The organism is Citrobacter sp. Marseille-Q3906, assembly GCF_916618775.1.
GTDB classification, from domain to species: Bacteria; Pseudomonadota; Gammaproteobacteria; order Enterobacterales; family Enterobacteriaceae; genus Citrobacter; species Citrobacter murliniae.
In genome coordinates, this window is sequence record NZ_CAKAKA010000002.1 from 106,076 (window position 1) to 127,527 (window position 21,452).

Below are 21,452 nucleotides of genomic sequence, written 5' to 3' on the forward strand. Positions count from 1 at the left end.
TCGTAGTTTTTGCTTGTGCGAAAAATGAACGCTACCGCCAATGTGTATAGTGATGTGTATAGCTTTATTCTTCGATAATAAATTTTCTTTTAAAATCAGTGTAGTATGTCTGTTTGTTGGTTCCTATTATCGCACCATTTTAAACTCTTCCCTGGTCTACCTAAATCAACGCAAAGCCCGTATGTTGTGGCTTCTGGCCCATATCTATCTGCTGTTATCAACCGGAATCAAGTTATTGTTGGGGGGCATAAGTGGGGGCACTATCGTAGGTTGCATCATTTTAAATGCGTTTAAAATTTTAAATGTATCAGGGAGTTTTTGATTTTTTTATCCTTTTGATTTTTCTATATTTTAAAGGTGACAGTCGATAATTATTTGAAAACACCCTTGTGAACGTCTGTTGAGAGTCAAAACCATACTTAAAAGCGATTTCTATAATCGATTCATTGGTTTCAACAAGATCCCTGGCCGCAAGTCTGAGTTTTTTATCTCTAATATATTTACCAAGACTAACGTCTTTAACCTGCATGAAAACCCGCTGAAGATGCCACTTCGAGTATCCTGCTCGCGTTGCAACATCCTCGATCTTCAGCGGTTTGTGTATGTTTAAATCAATCCATTGGATTATCTCATCGATGATGTCTTCTGTTCTGAACATAAGTTGACGCTCATTATGAAAGGTTTATGACACCATCCTTCTCAGGATATTGATAATTTATTTATAAATTGCTGCAACACCGTGCAAACGATTGTTCCCTGTGATTGACAGAATTTTGAATGATGTTGCACCTTGTTCATCAGCCTTGCGAGAAAGCTCATTCGATAAATCATTAAGTGTATAGGCATTGCTGGTCGAGACTACGCCAATCTTTTGTTTACCATCTGTATGATTAATATGCTGGGCTGCAGATGCAACATTCATTGAAATAAATCCGATGAGGAATATCGTCACAAATAGTGTTTTCATATTGCGTACCTCTTCTGAGTAAATTTTTTACCAGACCTGAGAACAGAAGGAATTCCTGCTGGTTCTCACAAATAAATATACGGTTCTAAGCTGTCATAAAACTGACAGCCATATGACAAAATTGTCAGGTTTTTAGATGGTTAACTTGTTTTGAATACAGGTTTTTCTGTTGATAATGCACGCAGGTTCTTTACCGCGAGGTGTCCATATCTAAAAAAAGTCACGGGGTGATGGGCCAATTTAATGGTAGTGTTCATGACGAAAAGTAATATTTTTAGGTGCCGCGGTAACGCGTATTTTCATGACAAACCTTCTGATAACACAGACTTATTTCTGGTATGAACAGAATATCAATTATCGCTATTGTCAGTAATGAGGCTAAAATGATGGTGCCTGTGAACATCCATCATGGTCCTCTTTGGGGGAATGCTTTAATAAGGAAATAGCCAATGCTTAGAGAAAACTTCAACGAACTGCAAATCTTTCTTGTGGTAGCAAGGGAGAGAAGTTTTACCAAAGCCGCTGGCAAACTTGGTGTTTCTCAGTCAGCACTTAGCCATGCGATAAAAGCGCTGGAGGAAAGGTTAAACATCCGCCTTTTAACCCGAACCACCCGAAGCGTTGCCCCCACAGAAGCTGGTGAGAGAATTATTGCCTGTCTTGAACCGCGTATTGCCGATCTTGAGCAGGAGCTGGAATCGCTCGTGCAACTTAACGGTATTGCCTCCGGCAATATCCGTTTATCCGCCGGGGAACATGCTGCGCGAAGTCTTGTATGGCCGAAGCTAAAACCTTTCCTCAGGGAATACCCGGAAATCAATGTCGAACTGGTTGTTGATAATGGTTTTGTCGATATTGTTGAAGGGCGTTTTGATGCCGGAATTCGTCTGGGCGAGAGCGTGGCTAAAGACATGGTCGCTGTGAGGATCGGACCGGATATGCGGATGGCAGTGGTTGGCGCACCGTCATATTTCGCCGCTAACCCTGCTCCCGAAACACCACACGAATTACAAAATCATCGCTGCATCAATATGCGTCTGCCGACTGCCGGTGGGCTTTACCACTGGGAGTTCGAGAAGGAAGGGAAACCGTTACGGGTCAGAGTTGAAGGGCAGGTGACCTTTAATCTACTGGCAGAAAGGATCGATGCTGTTTTATCTGGTTTTGGTATCGCTTGTGTTCCTGAGGATATGGTTGAGGATTATATAAAGTCAGGAGAACTTATTCTGGTTCTGCAGGAGTGGTGCCCTTCATTCCCCGGTTATTACCTTTATTATCCCAGCCGCAAACAGCATCCACCCGCTTTTGCGCTGATGATAGATGCGCTTCGGTACTCTGAATAGCGGGTCCGTAATTCACGGTGGACCCGCTTAAGTTTTAACGGCCTACACGAGCCTGATGCTCAGGTGAGTAGCGCGCGCCGACGATTTTGATTGTTTCAAGCGCCTGTGTTACCTGAAATAAATCATCCTGCGAAAGAATAAGGTCAGCAGCCCCCAGGTTTTCCTCCAACCGGTGCAGTTTGGTTGTACCCGGAATAGGAACAATCCACGGTTTTTGTGCCAGTAACCATGCCAACGCGATTTGCGCAGACGTTACACCTTTCTCGGCAGCCAGATCACCCAATAAATAGACCAGCTTTTCATTGGCTTCAATCGCTTGCTCGGCGAAGCGCGGCACGGTGCTGCGGTAATCATCCTTCCCAAAAGTCGTTCCTGACTTAATCGAGCCTGTCAGGAATCCTTTGCCTAATGGGCTGAATGGCACAAAACCAATGCCCAATTCCTCCAGCAACGGCAGGATCTCCTGTTCAGGCTCGCGCCACCACATGGAGTATTCGCTTTGCAGGGCAGTGACAGGATGTACAGCATGCGCACGGCGAATGGTTTGTGCTCCCGCTTCGGACAGACCGAAATGTTTGACCTTCCCTTCTGCTATCAGGTCTTTTACCGTTCCGGCAACATCTTCAATTGGAACATCAGGATCGACACGGTGCTGGTACAGCAAATCAATAACGTCTGTCTTGAGACGGCGTAATGATCCTTCAACAGCTTCACGGATATGCTCTGGACGGCTGTTTAAAATCTGCTGCTTGTTGTTATCTCCAAAGGTAAAACCAAATTTAGTTGCGATAACCACGCGGTCGCGAAAGGGTTTTAAGGCTTCGCCGACAACGTCTTCATTCAGAAATGGACCATACACTTCAGCGGTGTCGAAGAAAGTAACGCCACGTTCAACCGCTGCGCGAATGAGTTCGATAGCCTGACGGGTATCTGTCGCCGGGCCGTAGCCGTGGCTGAGTCCCATGCAACCGAGCCCAAGCGCTGACACTTCTAACCCGGATTTACCCAGATAACGTTTTTGCATTTAATGAATACCTCTTTTATCGCGGCTTAAACATCAAGTTTGCGGCCAGTCAGCCATTCCACCATTGCTGGATCGCGGTGTGAGAAGAATGCGCTGGTTGCGGTGTCAAGGGCGGCAATCTGCAGCATATCCTCAGTAGTGAGTTCAAAATCGAGAATGTTGATGTTCTCTTCCATACGTTCTTTTCGTACTGATTTAGCCAGCGAAACGATGCCTCGCTGGAAGATCCACCGCAGAACAACCTGGCCTACGCTTTTGCCGTACTTATGACCAATCGCCGTTAATACGGGATGCTGGAACAGACCATTTTTACCTTCAGCAAACGGAGCCCAGGCTTCCGGTTGAATCCCACGGCTTTGCATCCAGGCAACGGCATGCAGTTGCTGGTTGAAGGGGTTAACTTCAATCTGGTTTACTGCGGGGACAACGCTGTTGAAGGCGATAAGGTCGGCCAGTCTGTCAGGATGGAAGTTACTGACGCCAATGGCGCGAATTTTGCCTGCCTGTTGCAGTTCTTCCATGGCACGCCAGGCACCATGGACATCACCGTAAGGCTGGTGAATCAGGTACAGGTCAACGTAGTCCAGTTGCAGCCGGTTCAATGAACGCTCAAACTGAGCTTTAGCACCTGCGTAATTGGTATCCTGTAGCCAAAGCTTGGTTGTTACAAAGAGCTCGCTACGAGCGACACCGGTCTGTTTCAGTGCGCTCCCAACCTGGGTTTCATTCTGGTATGAAGCAGCGGTATCGATCAGGCGGTATCCCGTATTGATTGCATCAATAACGGCACGCTCGCATTCGGCGGCATCCGTCATCTGAAACACACCAAAACCCAGCAGGGGCATTTCGATACCATTGTTCAGTTTTACAGTTTGCATGACGTTATCTCTCAGCTGTTGTCCGGGAAAAGCATAACGCAAACTGATTTATTCGATTAGATAGGGTAATTAGCTAGGGTTTATTAGATATGTTCATTAATCTTGTGGATATATGACAATAGGCTTAGTACAGGAGCGGAAGTCACTTCTGTCGATATGTGTTGTTAATGGTGAGTAATTAATGCATCGTGACGAAGTGTTATGATCAAAATGTTCTGTACATAAATTGAAAAAAACGATGGTAAATAAAATACTGGTAAGTGCCTGCCTGATGGGGTTAAAAGTCCGTTATAACGGAAGTGAGAAAGCACAGGTGACGGCTCAACTTGCTCGCTGGCAAGAAGAACAACGTCTGGTAATTCACTGCCCCGAAATGGCTGCCGGGTTGCCTGTGCCACGCCCACCGGCAGAGATTATTTCTGCTTGCGGCACAGATGTGATGCAAGGGCGAGCCAGAATAATAGAGAACACGGGGCGAGATGTTACGGAACAATATCGACTCGCAGCCTGGCTGGCATTGCGCACGGCACTGGAATCTGGTTGCACCGCTGCGTTGTTAACTGACGGCAGTCCAACATGTGGTGTCGAGTTTATTTATGACGGCTCTTTCAGTGGCCAGCGTAAATCAGGTATGGGAGTTGCGGCATCGCTACTCTCAGAGCATGGTATAAAAGTATTTTCAGATACACAGGTTGTGGAGCTTATTTCCTGGATTAAGGACAGAGATTTTGAGTTAGCGTCCGCTTCCCGCTCTTAACGGGTATCATCCGTCTTAGTTCAGACCGCTTCGTGCCAATCTGTGAATGAGAAGATGATCTTGTTCAGTTTGAAAATCCTGATTACTCTGGCGGGGCTAATACTTTTAGTTTAAACGAGGCAAGATTGATTTTTTTTAAAAGTAAAGGCTGTTAAATGTAGGGCTACTCCTCCCATTGAGTCAAACTTATGACGAATTTACCTTACGAAACTTTCCTGGAAGCACCCGGTCCACTGGGCCCCCTTAAAGGCACTTTACTCAGTTCTTCTCCAAATCCTGAGAATATTATTTTGATCGTTCCTGGCTCAGGACCCACTGATCGTGAGGGCAATAATCCGCTTGGCGTCAATGCCGGGACTTACCGACTTCTTGCGGAAGGGTTGGCTAAAAAAGGCAGAGCGGTGTTAAGAATTGATAAACGTGGCATGTTTGGCAGTTTATCAGCAGTTATGGATGCGAACTCGGTAGTCTTGAAAGATTATGTCGACGATATTCGGTCGTGGTTGAACATTCTGAACCGCCGATTCAATACAAAATGTGTTTGGCTCCTTGGACATAGCGAAGGTGGGATAGTTACACTAGCTTCAGCTCAGGAAAATCAGATCTCTGGCATAATCCTGGTCGCAACACCATCACGCCCCCTGAGCGAAGTTTTGCGGCATCAGTTCAAAACAAATCTAGAGGACGCGACTCTTCAAACGCTGGGGGGTAAAGTTATCGATGCGCTTGAACAGGGCCAATATATCGATGTTGAAAATATGCCCCCCGTATTACAAAGTATATTCAATCCTTCAGTTCAGGGATTTCTTATAGACCTTTTTACATACAACCCGAGCCAAATGATAGAGGCTGTAACTAAACCGATATTGATCTTACAAGGAGAACGAGATATTCAGGTGGATAAAAACAACGCAGGAGAACTTGCAGCAGCAAACCCTGGAGCAACTGTTGTAATGTTTCCTGATACAAATCACGTATTAAAGCCGGTTACTTCAGATAACAGGCAAGAAAATATTGCTGCTTATACAGACCCATCACTTCCTCTTGCGCCCGGTATAGTTGATGCCATTTCTCAATTTTTGTCTAAAAATGCAGGCAACATTAGCCCTGAATAAGGATATGCAGCCCTGGGAAATTGCACAAGTTTTCAGATTCGAGCGGGTTGGGCGACTACCCACCCCGATATGTATGATTAAACTATGCCTGATGTTATTAGCGCAACGCAGTTTCTCGCTCACAGCAGATAGCCTGATTTGAAAGTCTCACAACTGAGATCAGACTACTTCAAACCAGAGAAAATCTTTATAAATAGGATATTCGTTCTGCGCCTTCATCACTGGAGGCTCAATATTTTCTCGTGCTACTGCAGTTTTTTCTCTTTCAGGAACTGGCTTACTAAATCCGCGATCTGAACATTATTCAGATCAGAAAACGGGAAGTGAGTATTGCCTTTGATCCCTATCTCCGGAAGGTGCGTAACCGTCACATCCCCGCCGTGTTTGTTCACCACGTTGCGCCACTCACGAGCCATTGCCAGGCGTACTCGCCAGCTGTCCTGCGCGGGCATCGCCACGGGTTTATCCGGTATGTTATCGCCGTAAATAATCAGAATCGGGATTTTAGTCAGTGCCATAAACTGTTCCATTGGAACAGGTTCACCTTTCAGCGTGTCGAAAGCACTTGGCATTGGTGCCGGTAATTCTTTCTCCGGAAAAACAAAACTGCTGCCTGGCTCAAAGGCGATAATGGCTTTGACCTTGTCGTTTTTCATCGCGGTATACCAGCCTGGCCCGCCACCCTGAGAGTGGGTGAAGAGGATAGCCGGACCGGATTTATCCACTACTGCGGACATCGCATCAGAAATTACATTGATATCAAACGGCCCTGTATTCGGAGTCATCTGACGGAAATACTGATTCAGTGCCTCTTTGTCGTGAGAGAACTGAACGCCTTTAAAATACTCAGGCCACACGCCAACACGGAACTGATTAAACCACATCTGCTCATCGGGTTTTGGCGTGACAGTACCTTCTACTGTAGAGCGCCCGGCGCTGCCCCGACGCGGTTGATCGACAAGATAAGTAGAGAACCCACGGCGCAGGAATATATTCTGAAACCCTTCGCGACCGTCCGGTGTGCTTTCCCAGGTACGGGAAAACTGACCTGCGCCGTGCAGCATGACAATAGGGTATTTATGCGGATTTTCCGGAATTTGGTAGAAAACAGACGCATGATCACCATGATAAGTTTGACCAGCAGAATCCAGTGGTTTTTTCGCGTTAAATGTACCTGGTGCTGCGATGATAGCGCCGCCAGCAGAAAAGCTTCCTTGTTCCTGAATGATTAATGGCTCTGCATACACCGACTGAACCGCCAGACCACCCGCTATCACGCTGATGGCCAGCGCTTTTAAGATTGTCTTCAAGATTACATCCTCTGTTATGTTTGCAGCTTAATAATATCTGAGTTGGCCCTGGCGATAATTTCGTTCCGATGAATACCCTTATTTGTCCGGTTCATGAATACGAACGATTAGCTACGTATTGTCTCTAACCAGTTAGTTACCATCTCTGTGGTTCTCCGCTCCTGATCGCATTCAATGACCAGCGGTTTTTCCCGGCGCGCGGTTGGGGCAAGTTTTGCAAGGATGCCGTCGCTGTCCCCTTTACCGTAACCGCCGTGGGTGATAAAGGGGATGAGTAATTTTCCCTCGAGGTTATGGCTGCTCAGAAAGGTTTGTACTATGGGTGGCACACTGGTGCTACAGACGGGAAAGCCTAAATACACGGCCTCATAACGTTCGATATCTGCGACGCTATTTTTTAATGCCGGTTTAATTCCCCGGGCCCGTTCATTTTTTGCTTGTTCAACGGTCTGAAAATAGTCTTCCGGATAAGGTTTCTCCGGCTCGATTGTAAACAGATCGGTATTCAGGCTTCGGTGAATGATACCCGCAACCACCCGTGTGTTCCCGCTACGAGAAAAGTACGCTACCAGAATGCGGCTATTGCCCCGCACGTTTGCGTTTCCAGTTGCCGCTGAAGCCAGAGAAACGTTCGCCAGTGTGAGCCCGGCAAACGCTGTAAGTAACATTCTTCGGGTGGAATCATGCTCCATAACTCACTCCTCTGTTTGCTTGCCACCGCCCATTCCAATGCTTCTTCAACGCGAATGGCTGCAACATTTTCGCCATATTCACGCCGAAACTGCGCCAGCGGGTGCAGCATTTGCCGAGAGATTAAAACCAAAGGTCAGCAGTATCGCTGTCCAGGAAGAAAACGTAGAGAAGGGCAGTAACAGTGCGGGGTAAGGTAAATATCGAGTCATGCAAAGCGTCCTTATCAAGGATGGGAAAGATAGCCTGCGATGATTCTAAAGAGTGGGACATGTCTTCAGGCTGACGACCCCCTGACATCTGTGTCAGTTAATCTTATTTCTGGCTCTGTCCCGGGGGGAGTGTGGCTGAATGCGTTATCCGGCTGCATTGCAAACGTGACACCAAATGTGTTGATACCGTCCTCACTACGCGCAAAGACGTCCCCCTGGTGCATAATGGCGACGGCACGTACGATTGATAAACCCAGCCCGTGATGGGTATCGCTCCTGGCTCTGGAAGTATCGACGCGATATAAACGTTCAAAAAGCCGATGTAAATGTTCCGGCGCAATGGGAGCACCCGGGTTAGAAACTTCAACGCAGGCGTGATTATTCGTTTCGCTCAACCGAACGGTAACCGTGCTGTTGGATGGCGAATGTCTTGCACTGTTTTCCAGTAAATTTGCAAGTGAACGGTGGAACAGCCGTCGGTCGATATGCGCGGTGACGTCACCTTCAATATCAAGGGAAAGCTGTTTTTCAGCAAAGGAAGGCTCTACATACTCCGCTGTTTTAAGGGTCTCTTGACGCAGGGAAACCTGCATAAGCTGGGAAGCGTGTTCACCCGCGTGAGCATGTGACAAAAAAAGCATGTCGTTTACGATCGACGTCATACGCTCAAGCTCTTCGAGATTCGAACCTAAAAGCTCTTCCAACTCATCATGCGAACGTCGGCGTGACAACCCCAGTTGCGTCTGGCCAATCAGGTTGGTCAGCGGCGTACGAAGTTCATGGGCTACATCAGCGTTAAAACTTTCGAGCTGTCGCCAGGCTACCTGCTGCCGTTCCAGCACCCCGTTAAATGATGAAGCGAGTTGCTGCAATTCTTTTGGTAGTGCTTTGGTATCAAGGCGTTGGCCGTGGTCTCCCGGAGCGAGCTGCTGTGCCTGTTTACTGAGTGCGCCTAGCGGACGTAGGCCGATCCTTGAGACCATATAACCCAGCAGCGCTACAATAAACACCCCCAGAGCGGCAATAATCAGCAGGGTGCGCGTGAATGCATCAAGCGTGCCCATATACGGAGTGGAGTCGATGGCAACCACATAGCGCAACTCAGGTCTTTCGCCGTTGGCGGGGATTGTTTTTACCAACAAATGAAGTGAGCATGCCCCTTCGGATGCGCCGGGCATTTTATTAAACCCCTCCCGTAAAGAAGACCACTGGATCCCAGTCGGCGGTGTTCCGCCTACGCTAAAATGTGGGTTATCACTCACTACCCAGTAGCGAACAAGTTCGCCTTCTGAATTGGTTAACATGTTGAATTTACTGGCAAGCGTAGACCAGCCGTCAAGAGAAGTTCGCGCAGTGATCCACGGGCTCATTAATGATTCACGAAACAGTAGCTCGTTGTGTATCTGTTTTTGCAATGAGTCATGCAGCGAGCTTCGTAGTGTTATACCGATAACGGAGAGAATCAGCAGAGCGGATAACGCAAACATCAGTGCCAGATGGACGGATATGGAGCGCTTAAGCATGCTTATCCTCTTCATTTATTCTGGCCTGACTTCGAGAACGTATCCCATACCACGTACGGTATGTAGTAATTTTATGCCGAACGGAGCATCAACTTTGGCCCGCAGACGTTTAATAGCAACTTCAACCACGTTGGCATCGCTATCAAAATTCATGTCCCATATCTGCTCAGCAATCATCATCTTTGACAGAATTTCCCCCTGATGACGGGCCAGAAGGCTCAACAGGGAAAACTCTTTCGCGGTCAGTTCCAGTCGCGTTCCTGCACGAAACACACGGCGAGCCAGTAGATCAAGATGCAGATCGTAGATCTGAAGTTGGGTGATGTCGGCTCCATCCGTTGACCGGCGACGTACCAGCGCCTGAATACGCGCCACCAATTCAATGAGTGAGAAGGGCTTAGGAAGATAATCATCAGCACCAAGTCGAAGCCCTTTAACGCGCTCGTCGACCGACCCTCGAGCAGATAACATTAACACGGGGGTCTGTTTACTAGCCCGTACGCCCTCGAGTACCCGGTAGCCATCCATCCCCGGCAACATCACATCAAGGATTATCGCGTCGTAGTCGAACTCCAGCGCGTAATGGAGGCCTTCTGCACCATCTGCTGAGACATCTACCGTAAATCCAGACTCGCCCAGCGCACGGCTGAGGTAGGTAGATGTTTTTTCTTCGTCTTCTACTAAAAGTAACCTCATCCAGTTTCCTCCATTCGCTGTCCGTTCAGCAGCCGCACCCGGGGGATGGTAATTATTCAGCCCCAACAGCTGGCTGACATTTTTCTGACATTTCTGTCAGTTACAGATTCGGTCTTAAGTGACAATGCCAGTCAGTCTGACTGTTTCATAAGCTTGATTAGTGCTTATCCGCGTGTACATCTAAGACTAACGATGTCGGGATGAAAGATAATTACACACATTAAATAGGCGCTATGAACGAAACTCATAAACCGGACAGGGGCATGTAATCGTTATTTTTACCTGAAAGGGATGTTGAATGCTGTGTTTGTAGCGGCATAAATTTACTGTGCCGCTACAATTTCTGCGATAGCAAAAGTCAGATTGCTGATTGGCGCTAGCGAGGTTGCTGCTGGGTAGTGCAGTGAATGCCACCGCCACCTGCCGCGATGCCGTCGATATTGAGTTGAATAATTTCACGTTCAGCAAACAACTCCTGCAAAATATCGCGAGTATTGCGGTCAGTGCGTTTATCGCCAAATTCCGGTGCAATAATCGCACCGTTGCAGACATAGAAATTGATATAACCTGCGGCGAAATCATTGCTTGCGTAGGCTGGACGGATAGCGGAAGGGCCTTCCAGCGTGATCACCTTCAGGCGCCGTCCTTTTGCATCCGTTGCGGCGCGCAAGATTTCCAGATGACGTCTGGTTACGGCGTAATCAAATGAGGACTGATCCTGCTCAAGTCCCGCCACCACCGTACCTGGGTGAGTGAATCTGGCATAAAAGTCCGTATGTCCGTCGGTAATATCTTTCCCGGCAATGCCGGGTAACCAGATGATTTTTTCCAGCCCTAGCAGGTGCTTCAGCTCTCTTTCACACTCGGCTTTGCTGACGCCGGGGTTACGATTCGGGTTAATAACACAGCTCTCGGTGATAATCGCCGTGCCTTCGCCGTCGACCTCAATCCCACCACCTTCCAGCACCAGTGATGAGCGAATAAACGCGGCCCTAGTGTAATCTGTAACGAATTCTGCCACTTCAGCATCTCGAGCGTGCTCTTGCTTATCACCCCAGCCGTTGAAGTTAAACCCAATGCCTCCGTGCTCCCCGCTAGAATTATTCACAAACACTGGTCCGGTGTCGCGGATCCACAGATCGTCAATCGGATGAATCAACAGGTTGACCGTCGACCCGCACAGCTGTGCTGCCAGGTCGCTGTCCTCTTCGCGTACCAGCATATTCACTGGCTCAAATGCGGCGATGGTTTTTGCGATTGTCGCCAGATTTTCCCTAACCACTGGTAGCAGATGAGGTTCCCAGATATTCGCACTGGCGCCAAACGCCATCCAGGTTGCCGCATGAGGTGCGCCTTCATCCGGCATTTGCCATCGGCGGCGTTCTGCAGCACTGGCTAATTTACTGAAGCTGCAGCCCATCATACTGGCGAGTAACATACTCGTTGAAGTTACCAGACTCTGCTTGACGAACGAACGTCTTGTCATCATGGGGAAACCCTTTGTGATTATTCACCCGATATACGGTGAACAGAATAATAATAGATGGTAAATAACACGAGTATATTATTAATAATATAGGTGATATGAAAACCTGAGCGGAATATAACACAGGTGTTATAACTTGCAATTGCTCTGTTTTATATAATGAGAAAAAATGGATGATATTAAAATTTCTCAACTATATATTTATATATAATTTATATTTATTCGCTGTATTTGTCTTGTCAGTAGAGTAACCGCGCCGTCTGACAGCGGGTTGCTGAGCAGAGTGTGATCTGCCCGAATGTTCCGCAGGTCTCGGGGTGGATTTTCAAATAACTTTTTGCCGGTAGACTATAGTAAAGATGGCCATTATTTCTCATCATGAATAACCATGGGCGGGGACGGAAATGAAGAAGATACTGATGCTGGTCGGAGATTATGTCGAAGATTACGAAACTATGGTTCCTTTTCAGGCGCTAAAAATGTTAGGTCATCAGGTTGACGCTGTCTGTCCAGATAAAAGCCTGGGGGATTATGTTCAGACCGCCATTCATGATTTTGATGGGGCACAGACGTACAGCGAGAAACCAGGGCACCGTTTTACCCTGAATGCGAATTTTACTGATGCGCGGGCAACAGATTATGATGCATTACTGATCCCCGGAGGACGTGCCCCCGAGTATTTACGACTGAACCCTGATGTCATTCAACTGGTGCAAGACTTTAACGCGGCGGGTAAACCTATTGCCGCCGTATGTCACGGCCCTCAGATTCTGGCTGCAGCAGGGGTGTTAGAAAACCGTACATGCAGCGCCTATCCAGCTTGTGCGCCGGAGATTCGGTTGAGCGGTGGACATTACGCAGATATCGGGATTGACCAGGCATACGTCGATGGCAATCTGGTTACGGCACCTGCATGGCCTGCGCATCCTGAGTGGCTGGCTAAATTTGTCGAAGTATTATCGAAGTAAGAGGCCCGTTGAGTAGAAAGTCGGTATAACCTGTTCGGCTATACCGATTGGGGCATCATGATTGTTTATAAATGAGGCACCAATATATGCAGGTGCCTTTTCTCTGGTGAAGGAGCAGAAATCGGAATACGACGAGACAAAAATTACCGAATCGCATTTTGAACGAGTTTTTCGAGTTTTTTTAGTGTGTTAACCGATGCCGTATCAAGACCATGGACTTGTAGACTTTCCATTGGGTGATAGCTTACTAAAACCCGTCCATCTTGCTGCTGGCTAATCAGAACCCGAAACGGTAGATCAAGAGCCAGATCAGGATGTGCAAGCATTAATGGTGTCCCTGCTAAAGGGGTTCCAAAGACAAGCACTGTTGTCGGTGGCATTGTTAACTGGACACTCTGGGCTGCTTTTGCGTGGTCAAATTCACCAAATAACACCAGGTTATTGCGGTTAATTGCGTTTATTAAATGTTCTCTTGTTTGCGGATAGTTATAAGCACTAAAATTTTTTTGCATAGTGTCAGCGTTATTATTTTCAGCATATCCTGTTATTGTTGCAGAGATATATAGAACCAATAATATGAGGCCTTTTTTGATAAAATGTTGCATTATTACCTCCATAAGTCAGAGTGCGAAAAAATTTTTGCAGATACTAACTTTTTCTCTGACTCTCTCTTTTGACGATACACTTTGCTGAGTGCACCATTACGATAAATCCTGCGGCTAGCATTATTGTATCTTTCAGTACTAGTCGGCCGGCACCAGAAAGATAAGGAAACCCTGTATGGGCATCAGCACCATGCACCCACGTTTCTGGCGTAAATATCAGGAATGTTAACGTTACAAAAGGTGTCAGGAACGCCATGGTTGCTCCCCAGAATCCAGTTTTTGGCGAAATGTAATGAGACAGAATGAGCAATGCAAATATTACTTCTATGACGCCTAATCCAGTTGAGTATCCGTAGGTATTGTTTGCATTATGCCAAGCACGATGAGCTTCGACTAATTCGCCTTCATGATTCATAAACTGTGCATAGTTCATGGGATCATTGTAAAAGAATGACATAAATGGGCTGTTAGCAACAAAGGGGACTATGCTGTCTGCCTCATAAGGTATAAATTTCAATAAACCAATCCACATAAATACAATGGCAATGGAAATACGACACAGGTTAACGCCTATGTTTTCTTTTGTTGAAATATATTTGTAGATATCATTGAGCATTGGATTTTCCTTTTGGGTATTAAACACAATCCTTTATATCAGTAGTCCACGAGTAGACCCTGTTCTGACGTCCATGCTTTTTGTTCAGGAGTCTTTTTTATAAATTAACGTACTTGACCTCACATTTCTGAATGTAATTTTAATGTTGCAATAAAGTAAATTATAATTGAGAGTGTAAATTGGAAATGGCGGCTTGTGTTGATAGATGTCGTTCAAAATGAGGGTAATTAGACTGATAACTTTAAATTCTCGTTATGTAATGAAGAGATTAATGTATTAATTTATTTTATATTTCTTCAGTATCTGCTGGGCTATCTGTACCAATACAAGAGTGTTGGTCTTCACTAACTTACATAATAGATTAATATGGTTTAATATTCTTGGGTGTGAAATCCTGTTTTTGATAAGCTATTGTTTATTATAAACTCAGTAAAGGTAGTAAATACTATTTTAAGAATTTTCTCTCTGTAATAAATTGTGTATACTTGATCCTGCAAGAAGCTCTTCCGTTATCACTAAAACAATAAATCTGTCCTTAACACCCGTATTGCCTCTACTCTGTATCTCTTCTCAGGGTAGAGGTTTTTTTTTACGTCTATGCAATAAAATATTCACTACACGGGTAAACATTATTATGGCTAATATGATGATTAGCGACGTAAGTTTATAATGCTGCGATATTTTCTGTGTACAGATATATTAAGGCTCAATAGTACCAGCGCGTTTCTATTTGAAGGTGAATTGTTTTGTTGTGGTCTTATATACAGGGGTATAATAAAGATGGGCTTATAATTTCCTTGTTTTCAGTGTGATAGGTATTTTTAACCATTAAAATAAATGTGACTTTGTTCACGGATTTTAATTCATTAAGTGGGTATTCCTAGATTAGTGCAACAGCGTTGCACTTTGTTTTTGAAAATTTGCTCATTGAAAAATATAAAATGATTTGTTTTGAACATAGCATTTGTTGTCGAAATCCCCACAAATAGGCGCTCAGGGATAGGCACTGTTTTTTACTCTCCGGTTTTATCTGGCTCGCGCTGCATGCAGGTCTCCTCTCGCAGTACCTCGTAAATAATACATTAAAGGATGTCCCACAATGGATATTGTTGAACGCTTTATTAACTACACCAAAATCAATACAACGACTTCAAGGGAAAACGGTGCAAACGGGATAATGCCTTCTTCCCCTGGCCAGATGGTGCTGGCAAAGCTGCTTGCAGCAGAGCTTGAAGCATTAGGAATGGAAAACATCGAGGTTAGAGATACTGCTATCGTGACGGCAACATTGCCCGGGAATACTGACGATAGCGTTCCAGTTGTCTCTTTCTTTGGTCATCTGGATACCAGTGCAGAACAGACCGCGAATACGAATGCACAACGTCTCCCCTACAGTGGCGGCGATTTGTGTCTGAACAAAGAGCTGAATATTTATCTTCGTGAAAGTGAATTCCCTGAACTGAAAAATTATATCGGTGATGACCTTCTCGTGACAGATGGAACCAGTCTTTTGGGAGCGGATGATAAAGCCGCTATCGCGGCTATTATGAATGCGCTGCAGTACCTTGTTGAACATCCAGAAATTAAGCATGGCACTGTGAAAGTCGGTTTTGTGCCTGATGAGGAGCAAGGCTTACGGGGGGCAAAAGCCTTTGATGTTTCGGCATTTGGTGCTGACTTTGGCTATACCCTGGATTGCTGTGGAATTGGTGAGTTTGTTTATGAAAACTGGAATGCAGGCGATGCAGAAATTATCTTTACCGGTCAGTCTGCACACCCTATGTCAGCCAAAGGCAAGCTTAAAAACTCTCTGCTGATGGCCCATAAGTTCATTTCTATGCTCCCAGGAGGAGAAGCGCCTGAATATACGGAAGGGCGTGAAGGTTATTATTGGGTGAAACAACTACAAGGCAACAGTGCCCGCACGGTGCTCAAGCTGGATATTCGTGATTTCAGTGAAGAAGGCTATCAGGCACGGATGGAATTTATTCGGCAACTTGCACAGAGCACCAATATGCTTTGGGGTGAAAATAGCGTGGTCTGCCACTTATCCGATCGCTATGCGAATGTTTTTAATAGTCTGCAGGGCAATGCTCACTACCCCATTGATATTGCTCTACGCGCCTATCAGAAATGTGGTATTACACCGGCACCGGTAGCTATGCGTGGCGGCTATGATGGTGCGGTTCTCTCTCAGAAAGGATTGCCTTGTCCGAATATTTTTACCGGTGCCCATAATTTTCATTCAATTTATGAATACCTGCCGGTACGTTCTCTGCGCGCTGCCAGTGATGTCGTTGTGGCAGTCATTGAGGAAACCTTTGCTGAGTTCGCGGAGCGGAGAACTCAGTCATGATTCAGGTACTTATTGCCCTTTTGGTTATTGTTGTCGTCGCCCGTCTGATCCTGAAAGGTTATCGCGCTGAGCCGGTGTTATTCATTGCGGGTTTGGTGTTGATGATTTGTACCGGATTGACTGGATGGGGGTCTGTATTGCCGAAAGGGGTTGCCGGTACGGGAATTTCATTTCTCGATCCTTTCGAAGTTATGCGCGATCTTTTCAGTACGCGCGCTGCCGATCTTGGTCTGATGATTATGGCGTTAATGGGATTTGCGCATTACATGGATCATATCGGGGCGAATGAAGCAGTGGTGCGTGTAGTAACGAAACCATTACGGGCGCTGCGGTCGCCATATATTTTACTTTTTTTCTCCTACCTGCTTGCCAGCCTTCTTCAATTGGCCATCCCTTCAGCCACCGGACTCGCGGTGTTACTGATGGGGACGATGTTCCCTATTATGCTGGGATTAGGGCTCTCCGCGGCCTCTGCTGCGGGAGTGATTGCGACCTCGCTTGGTGTGGCGTACACCCCAACAGCGATAGATGCCATCAGGGGATCTAAGGCCGTTAATATGGATGTGGTGGAATATGTTGTCTATCATCAAGGGCCTGCTGCGCTTGCAACCGTTTTGGTCGTGGGGGTCTGTCATTTCTTCTGGCAGCGGCATTGCGATCGTAAAGCGGGGACTTTACCACGGGAAATAGGTACCGCTGAGGTTACCGACTCAGGAAAAGCACCGGCTTTTTATGCGCTGCTCCCCATGCTGCCGATATTGATGGCGGTAGGTTCATCCGCAATGTTTGTCAGTGGCATTAACCTGAACATTATCACCATCGTCCTCATTTCCATGGCTATTTGTATGCTGATTGAGTGGTTACGGACCCGTGATTTAAAGTCAGTATGCGAAGGATTCAGCCACTTTTTGAAAGGAATGGGAACCGCGTTTACCGGTGTGGTCGGTCTGCTGGTTGCTGCGGGGGTATTCGCGCATGGTATTAAGGTCATTGGTGCGATTGATCAGTTAATTCTGATGGCAGAACACGTTGGATTACCACCATTTGCAATGGCGGTTGTGTTTGCACTGGTGACGCTTGCTGCCGCGATCATTATGGGGTCAGGTAATGCGCCTTTCCTGGCGTTTGTTGAGCTTATTCCTCAAATTGCTGCAAGTATGGGGGCTAATGCTGTTGCGATGATCCTGCCTATGCAGCAGGCATCTCATATGGGGCGGGCTATTTCACCTGTATCCGGCGTGGTGATTGCTGTTTCAAGTGGTGCGAAGATCACCCCTTTCGATGTAGTTAAACGTACCGCTGTGCCGTTAATTGTAGGCTTTATCACGCATACCCTGATTATCGGTATCTTCTATTAATCGCTCCTGCTAAAAGAACCCTTCCGGCTTGTAGAACGCGGAAGGGGGTTTTTGGGGCCAGAACAGGAACCTTAACTCATCATTTTTATGAATAAAGGGAAATTTATATCTTTAATATTATTGATGCCTCTATATTAAATTTCATTTAAAGCCCATCCTGATCATTTTATGACTTCTGTCGTAAAGGTATGCAATAAAATGATTTCATCAGGAGACTTAATGTCTGCGTGATGGGTGGCTGATCGTTTTCTGAGCGTTGCTGGTGGGATATGTCAGGAAAACTTCCGCTAATGAGCGGTTTTTGAGTTTTTATGATAGTTGGGTCTACAATATTTCGTGGTATTAATTGCCTTTGAGTATTATTAGTTTTCATCTTTATCGTATTCTTCTTATTATTTTTTACCATTTCATAAAAAGATGAAAGGTTAAGAAATGTAATATGTTATTTATGTGGTTTTTTTACATGGAAATAAATTAATCTGGATCATATTTTGATGGTTTTAATTGTAGTATTTTTTTAAATGGAGTAATACAGGATTTAAATGTAATGATGATTTGTGTAGGTGGGTTTTAAGTGGTAAGTGATTCAGGAAAAGTCAGTCAGTTGAGACATAATTATCAGGATGAGCTTGAAACGTTTACCTGGAGTGCGTTAGTCGCAATAGGCATCGCAATAATGGATAATAGAATTTACTCTAAAATGTCAGAGCATATTTTTATTATGAACTGGTTGGCAATTGCAAAAAAGAGGAAGCTCTTTCCAAAGAGTATCGCTAATGAACTGCAATGGCTGATTGATGAAGGAAAGAAAAAAAGTCTCAATGCACAACTTAAATTTAAAATAGAATACTTATATTCTACATCGAGTAGCGATGTGACAATACAGAATTATTATTTTAAATTTACCCATGCTATTGAAGTGTTGCGAAACAATGGGTGGGAGAGTTTTCTGCTCACCCCAGGGAAGTGGCGTGATCTGGATGATAAAATTAAAGTTAGAAACGGCAATTTTATCTTTATGGATGATGCTCGGCTACAAGAATGCTTTGGTATTCAGGGTGAGATCTTAAAGCCATTCTGTGTCCGGGTTTATGGTGATGTTGAGTTCGCTAAATCACTTTTCATCAAAAATAACCTTCCGGTTGAGTTTGTGAAACACACTTCAAATGAGTTTTATTACTTTCAGTTTCTTTTAGATGAATAAGGTTTCACTAACGAATACATACTGAATATTTTTAGAGCGGAGAATGTCTTTTTATCTGAATATAAAAATATCGACTATAAATCACGAGTAAAGGACCAAGTGATGTTTACGCGAAAGTTAGTGGTTACTGATGAATGGGTAAAGTTATCTGATATTCCTGCCAGTGTGTCTATATCCTTTAGGGGGATTATTGAAATATGTGAAAGCACATCGGTCCCGGATGATAATACACCCTTGTTGAGATTTGAGAATGAGATGGCACCGATCGCTGTTGATTCGTTATCCTGGCTAAGGGTTCCACCAGGCAGTCCGGGAAGTGTTATCGTCTATATTCTCTGATTCTGACATCACCTTCGTTTAAATCAATACAAACAGCTCAGGCATTCTTAGCGTCTCAAAGTACTCAAATTAGGTGCCGTTGCTTAATACATAAATGATATTAATGTTCACTTGCTTTAATTTTATTCTTTCAGGTACCAGAAGTATACTGTATGCCGCAGTGTGTATACTTGTGTACTTTACTATATCATAGTGTAAATAGTGGGAAACTTTCTAATAATTAACCATTTTACAGGTTAAGGTATTACGGGCTGAGTCGATAACAATTAAGTCATAGAAGATGTTTTTATTGTTATGGAGATGTTTAAATGTTAAAAAATATGAAGGTTAAAACCAGCCTGTTATTACTATTGTTGTTATTTACATTTATGCAGTTTTTTTCTAATGGACTGGAGTTATTAGATCTCAAAAACACACAGAAAAGTACGCTTTTACTACATAATATAGTAAGAGAGCAGGATTCACTGCATAGTATCACTGGATCTATTAATAAATTAAGGGGCATGCTTGATAATATTCAATTGCATGATTCTGCTGATGTGCAACAGACATTAAAACAAGCACAGGATGAGATTGCTTATGCAAGACAAGAGTTCAATGTTTTCTGGGACATACCTGGATTGACGACGGATGATCCGCAGGCAGGAAAAATCATCAAGACTGCCTTTGAACAACAAATGGATTTTGAAAAAAAACATATCGATCAGTTAAATGAAGTTATATCGAGCGGACGTATCGCTGATGCATCAATAAATTTAAATAATGAATTGCTCGCTTCGCGTAAAAATTTTGATAGCCAACTGGCTAGCTATTATAAATCAACAATGTTGATCAGTGAGAAGATCGTAGGGCAAACACACTCCCAGTTTAATTCATCAATAATTAAAATATCGGTGATCCTGGCGTTTACGATTTTCATCTTTTTTATTTGTAATATCTGGTTGAACCGCACAATCATCCTACCATTACGAACAGTATCTGAACATTTTTCACGGATTGGTAAAGGCGATCTGAGTCATCCTGTTAAGGTACAGAGTAACAATGAAATTGGTCTGTTATGTTTGAATTTACAAAATATGCAGAATGGCCTTCGGGAGACTGTCACAACGATTCGTGATGGTGTCGAGTCTATTAATATCGGTATGCAGGAGATAGCGACAGGTAATACAGACTTGTCTACCAGAACGGAACAGCAGGCTGCAGCTGTCGTCGAGACGGCTGCCAGTATGGAACAGATATCCGCAACAACAAAGAATAATACCGATAAGTCACACCAGGCATCCGCCATGACGAATGAAAGTACCGAAATGGCATTGCGTGGCGAACGCTTAATGAGTGAAATGGTTGAGAAGATCCATCTGATTAGCCGCAATGCGCAGAGCGTAAGCGAAATATCGAATGTTATTGATAGTATTGCTTTTCAGACCAATATCCTCGCACTAAATGCAGCAGTGGAAGCCGCTCGTGCAGGCGAATCAGGTCGTGGATTTGCCGTTGTGGCTAGCGAAGTCAGGACTCTTGCCCAACGCAGCGCTGCTTCAGCAAAGGAAATTACGGACTTAGTTGCCAGAGCGGCAATCAGCGTCAAAGAAGGTGTAGAAATAGCCGAAAACAGTGGTGTCATGATGGCGAATATTGCGGAGGCAATACGTAACATCAATATATTGATGGAAGATATATCCGGAGCTTCAGGCGAACAAAATAGCGGCATAGAGCAAATCCGGGTCGCTGTCACTCAAATGGAGCAGGTAACCCAGCAAAACGCATCATTGGTGGAAGAGATTGCCGCAACGACAGGCAGTGTGGAAGAACAGTCGGCAATGCTATCGCAGGCAGTGGCTGTATTTCAGGTAGAGGTAAATCAAGAAGAGGGCCTCAACGGGAGCGACAGCATACGTTAGTAGGGAAATGATCATCTCATCAGCAGTTATTCAGTCTGGTGAGATGCTCGGGGCAACGCCCGAAACGATACCTGGCAGGGGACTCATGTTGTAACATTATTGAT

At 45.1% G+C, this 21,452-nt stretch carries 20 protein-coding genes and 1 pseudogene; 9 read left to right on the forward strand and 12 right to left on the reverse strand.

All coding sequences use genetic code 11. The features are described 5' to 3' along the window. Nucleotides 1-307: 307 nt before the first annotated feature. Both LG384_RS04835 and LG384_RS04840 read right to left on the reverse strand, forming a co-directional pair. Nucleotides 308-658, reverse strand: a complete 351-nt coding sequence (locus LG384_RS04835; protein WP_048221996.1) for a helix-turn-helix domain-containing protein — start codon at nucleotides 656-658, stop codon at nucleotides 308-310. A gap of 57 nt (nucleotides 659-715) precedes the next feature. Further along, nucleotides 716-967, reverse strand: a complete 252-nt coding sequence (locus LG384_RS04840) for a DUF1471 domain-containing protein (RefSeq protein WP_225760554.1) — start codon at nucleotides 965-967, stop codon at nucleotides 716-718. Between the two features lie 449 nt (nucleotides 968-1,416). Between LG384_RS04840 and LG384_RS04845 the strand changes: the two genes are divergently transcribed. After that, nucleotides 1,417-2,310: a LysR family transcriptional regulator gene (locus LG384_RS04845; RefSeq protein ID WP_045440282.1), complete on the forward strand. Its 894-nt coding sequence runs from the start codon at nucleotides 1,417-1,419 to the stop codon at nucleotides 2,308-2,310. A gap of 34 nt (nucleotides 2,311-2,344) precedes the next feature. On the opposite strand, the gene LG384_RS04850 is transcribed toward LG384_RS04845, so the two are convergent. After that, nucleotides 2,345-3,334 (reverse strand): aldo/keto reductase, encoded by a 990-nt coding sequence (locus tag LG384_RS04850; RefSeq protein ID WP_225760555.1) that lies wholly within the window; start codon nucleotides 3,332-3,334, stop codon nucleotides 2,345-2,347. Nucleotides 3,335-3,360: 26 nt separating this feature from the next. After that, nucleotides 3,361-4,212, reverse strand: coding sequence for an aldo/keto reductase (locus LG384_RS04855; protein ID WP_048221994.1), 852 nt, complete (start codon nucleotides 4,210-4,212; stop codon nucleotides 3,361-3,363). A gap of 238 nt (nucleotides 4,213-4,450) precedes the next feature. Between LG384_RS04855 and LG384_RS04860 the strand changes: the two genes are divergently transcribed. The 3 genes and pseudogenes from LG384_RS04860 (at nucleotide 4,451) to LG384_RS04865 (ending at nucleotide 6,084) form a co-directional block, all read left to right on the forward strand. Further along, nucleotides 4,451-4,969, forward strand: coding sequence for a DUF523 domain-containing protein (locus tag LG384_RS04860; protein WP_225760556.1), 519 nt, complete (start codon nucleotides 4,451-4,453; stop codon nucleotides 4,967-4,969). A 62-nt stretch (nucleotides 4,970-5,031) separates the two neighbouring features. After that, nucleotides 5,032-5,124 (forward strand): annotated as a pseudogene (locus LG384_RS23350) (hypothetical protein); the annotation flags it as partial. 33 nt (nucleotides 5,125-5,157) lie between these two features. Beyond that, nucleotides 5,158-6,084 carry an alpha/beta hydrolase gene (locus tag LG384_RS04865; RefSeq protein ID WP_225760557.1) on the forward strand — a complete coding sequence of 309 codons (927 nt, stop codon included), beginning with the start codon at nucleotides 5,158-5,160 and terminating at the stop codon, nucleotides 6,082-6,084. A gap of 245 nt (nucleotides 6,085-6,329) precedes the next feature. On the opposite strand, the gene LG384_RS04870 is transcribed toward LG384_RS04865, so the two are convergent. From LG384_RS04870 to LG384_RS04890, 6 genes are all read right to left on the reverse strand, one after another. Continuing rightward, on the reverse strand, nucleotides 6,330-7,394 hold the full coding sequence (locus LG384_RS04870; protein ID WP_048221992.1) for an alpha/beta fold hydrolase: 1,065 nt from the start codon (nucleotides 7,392-7,394) through the stop codon (nucleotides 6,330-6,332). A 107-nt stretch (nucleotides 7,395-7,501) separates the two neighbouring features. Further along, nucleotides 7,502-8,086, reverse strand: coding sequence for a flavodoxin (locus LG384_RS04875; RefSeq protein ID WP_225760558.1), 585 nt, complete (start codon nucleotides 8,084-8,086; stop codon nucleotides 7,502-7,504). 78 nt (nucleotides 8,087-8,164) lie between these two features. Further along, nucleotides 8,165-8,296 carry a hypothetical protein gene (locus LG384_RS23305; protein ID WP_255642487.1) on the reverse strand — a complete coding sequence of 44 codons (132 nt, stop codon included), beginning with the start codon at nucleotides 8,294-8,296 and terminating at the stop codon, nucleotides 8,165-8,167. A gap of 65 nt (nucleotides 8,297-8,361) precedes the next feature. Then, complete coding sequence (locus tag LG384_RS04880; protein WP_225760559.1) at nucleotides 8,362-9,819, reverse strand: heavy metal sensor histidine kinase; 1,458 nt, start codon at nucleotides 9,817-9,819, stop codon at nucleotides 8,362-8,364. A 15-nt stretch (nucleotides 9,820-9,834) separates the two neighbouring features. Then, entirely contained in the window at nucleotides 9,835-10,515 is a 681-nt protein-coding gene (locus LG384_RS04885; RefSeq protein ID WP_045440301.1) for a heavy metal response regulator transcription factor, read from the reverse strand. 376 nt (nucleotides 10,516-10,891) lie between these two features. Then, entirely contained in the window at nucleotides 10,892-12,004 is a 1,113-nt protein-coding gene (locus LG384_RS04890; RefSeq protein WP_225760560.1) for an agmatine/peptidylarginine deiminase, read from the reverse strand. A 401-nt stretch (nucleotides 12,005-12,405) separates the two neighbouring features. Between LG384_RS04890 and LG384_RS04895 the strand changes: the two genes are divergently transcribed. Next, complete coding sequence (locus LG384_RS04895) at nucleotides 12,406-12,969, forward strand: DJ-1/PfpI family protein (RefSeq protein WP_200013312.1); 564 nt, start codon at nucleotides 12,406-12,408, stop codon at nucleotides 12,967-12,969. Between the two features lie 143 nt (nucleotides 12,970-13,112). Here LG384_RS04895 and LG384_RS04900 read toward each other — a convergent pair whose 3' ends face one another. Further along, nucleotides 13,113-13,574: a DUF302 domain-containing protein gene (locus LG384_RS04900; RefSeq protein ID WP_225760561.1), complete on the reverse strand. Its 462-nt coding sequence runs from the start codon at nucleotides 13,572-13,574 to the stop codon at nucleotides 13,113-13,115. 43 nt (nucleotides 13,575-13,617) lie between these two features. Further along, the gene (gene rclC, locus LG384_RS04905) at nucleotides 13,618-14,178 is read right to left on the reverse strand and encodes a reactive chlorine resistance membrane protein RclC (protein ID WP_370637137.1); all 561 of its coding nucleotides are present in this window, start codon (nucleotides 14,176-14,178) and stop codon (nucleotides 13,618-13,620) included. Between the two features lie 1,111 nt (nucleotides 14,179-15,289). Between rclC and pepT the strand changes: the two genes are divergently transcribed. From pepT to LG384_RS04925, 4 genes are all read left to right on the forward strand, one after another. Further along, the gene (gene pepT, locus LG384_RS04910) at nucleotides 15,290-16,546 is read left to right on the forward strand and encodes a peptidase T (RefSeq protein ID WP_045440314.1); all 1,257 of its coding nucleotides are present in this window, start codon (nucleotides 15,290-15,292) and stop codon (nucleotides 16,544-16,546) included. Continuing rightward, nucleotides 16,543-17,904 carry a C4-dicarboxylate transporter DcuC gene (dcuC, locus tag LG384_RS04915; protein WP_045440317.1) on the forward strand — a complete coding sequence of 454 codons (1,362 nt, stop codon included), beginning with the start codon at nucleotides 16,543-16,545 and terminating at the stop codon, nucleotides 17,902-17,904. Before pepT ends, dcuC begins: the two co-directional genes overlap by 4 nt. A gap of 574 nt (nucleotides 17,905-18,478) precedes the next feature. Further along, complete coding sequence (locus LG384_RS04920; protein ID WP_048221986.1) at nucleotides 18,479-19,108, forward strand: DUF2913 family protein; 630 nt, start codon at nucleotides 18,479-18,481, stop codon at nucleotides 19,106-19,108. A 647-nt stretch (nucleotides 19,109-19,755) separates the two neighbouring features. Continuing rightward, nucleotides 19,756-21,348, forward strand: a complete 1,593-nt coding sequence (locus LG384_RS04925) for a methyl-accepting chemotaxis protein (protein WP_225760563.1) — start codon at nucleotides 19,756-19,758, stop codon at nucleotides 21,346-21,348. The last annotated feature ends 104 nt before the right edge of the window (nucleotides 21,349-21,452 follow it).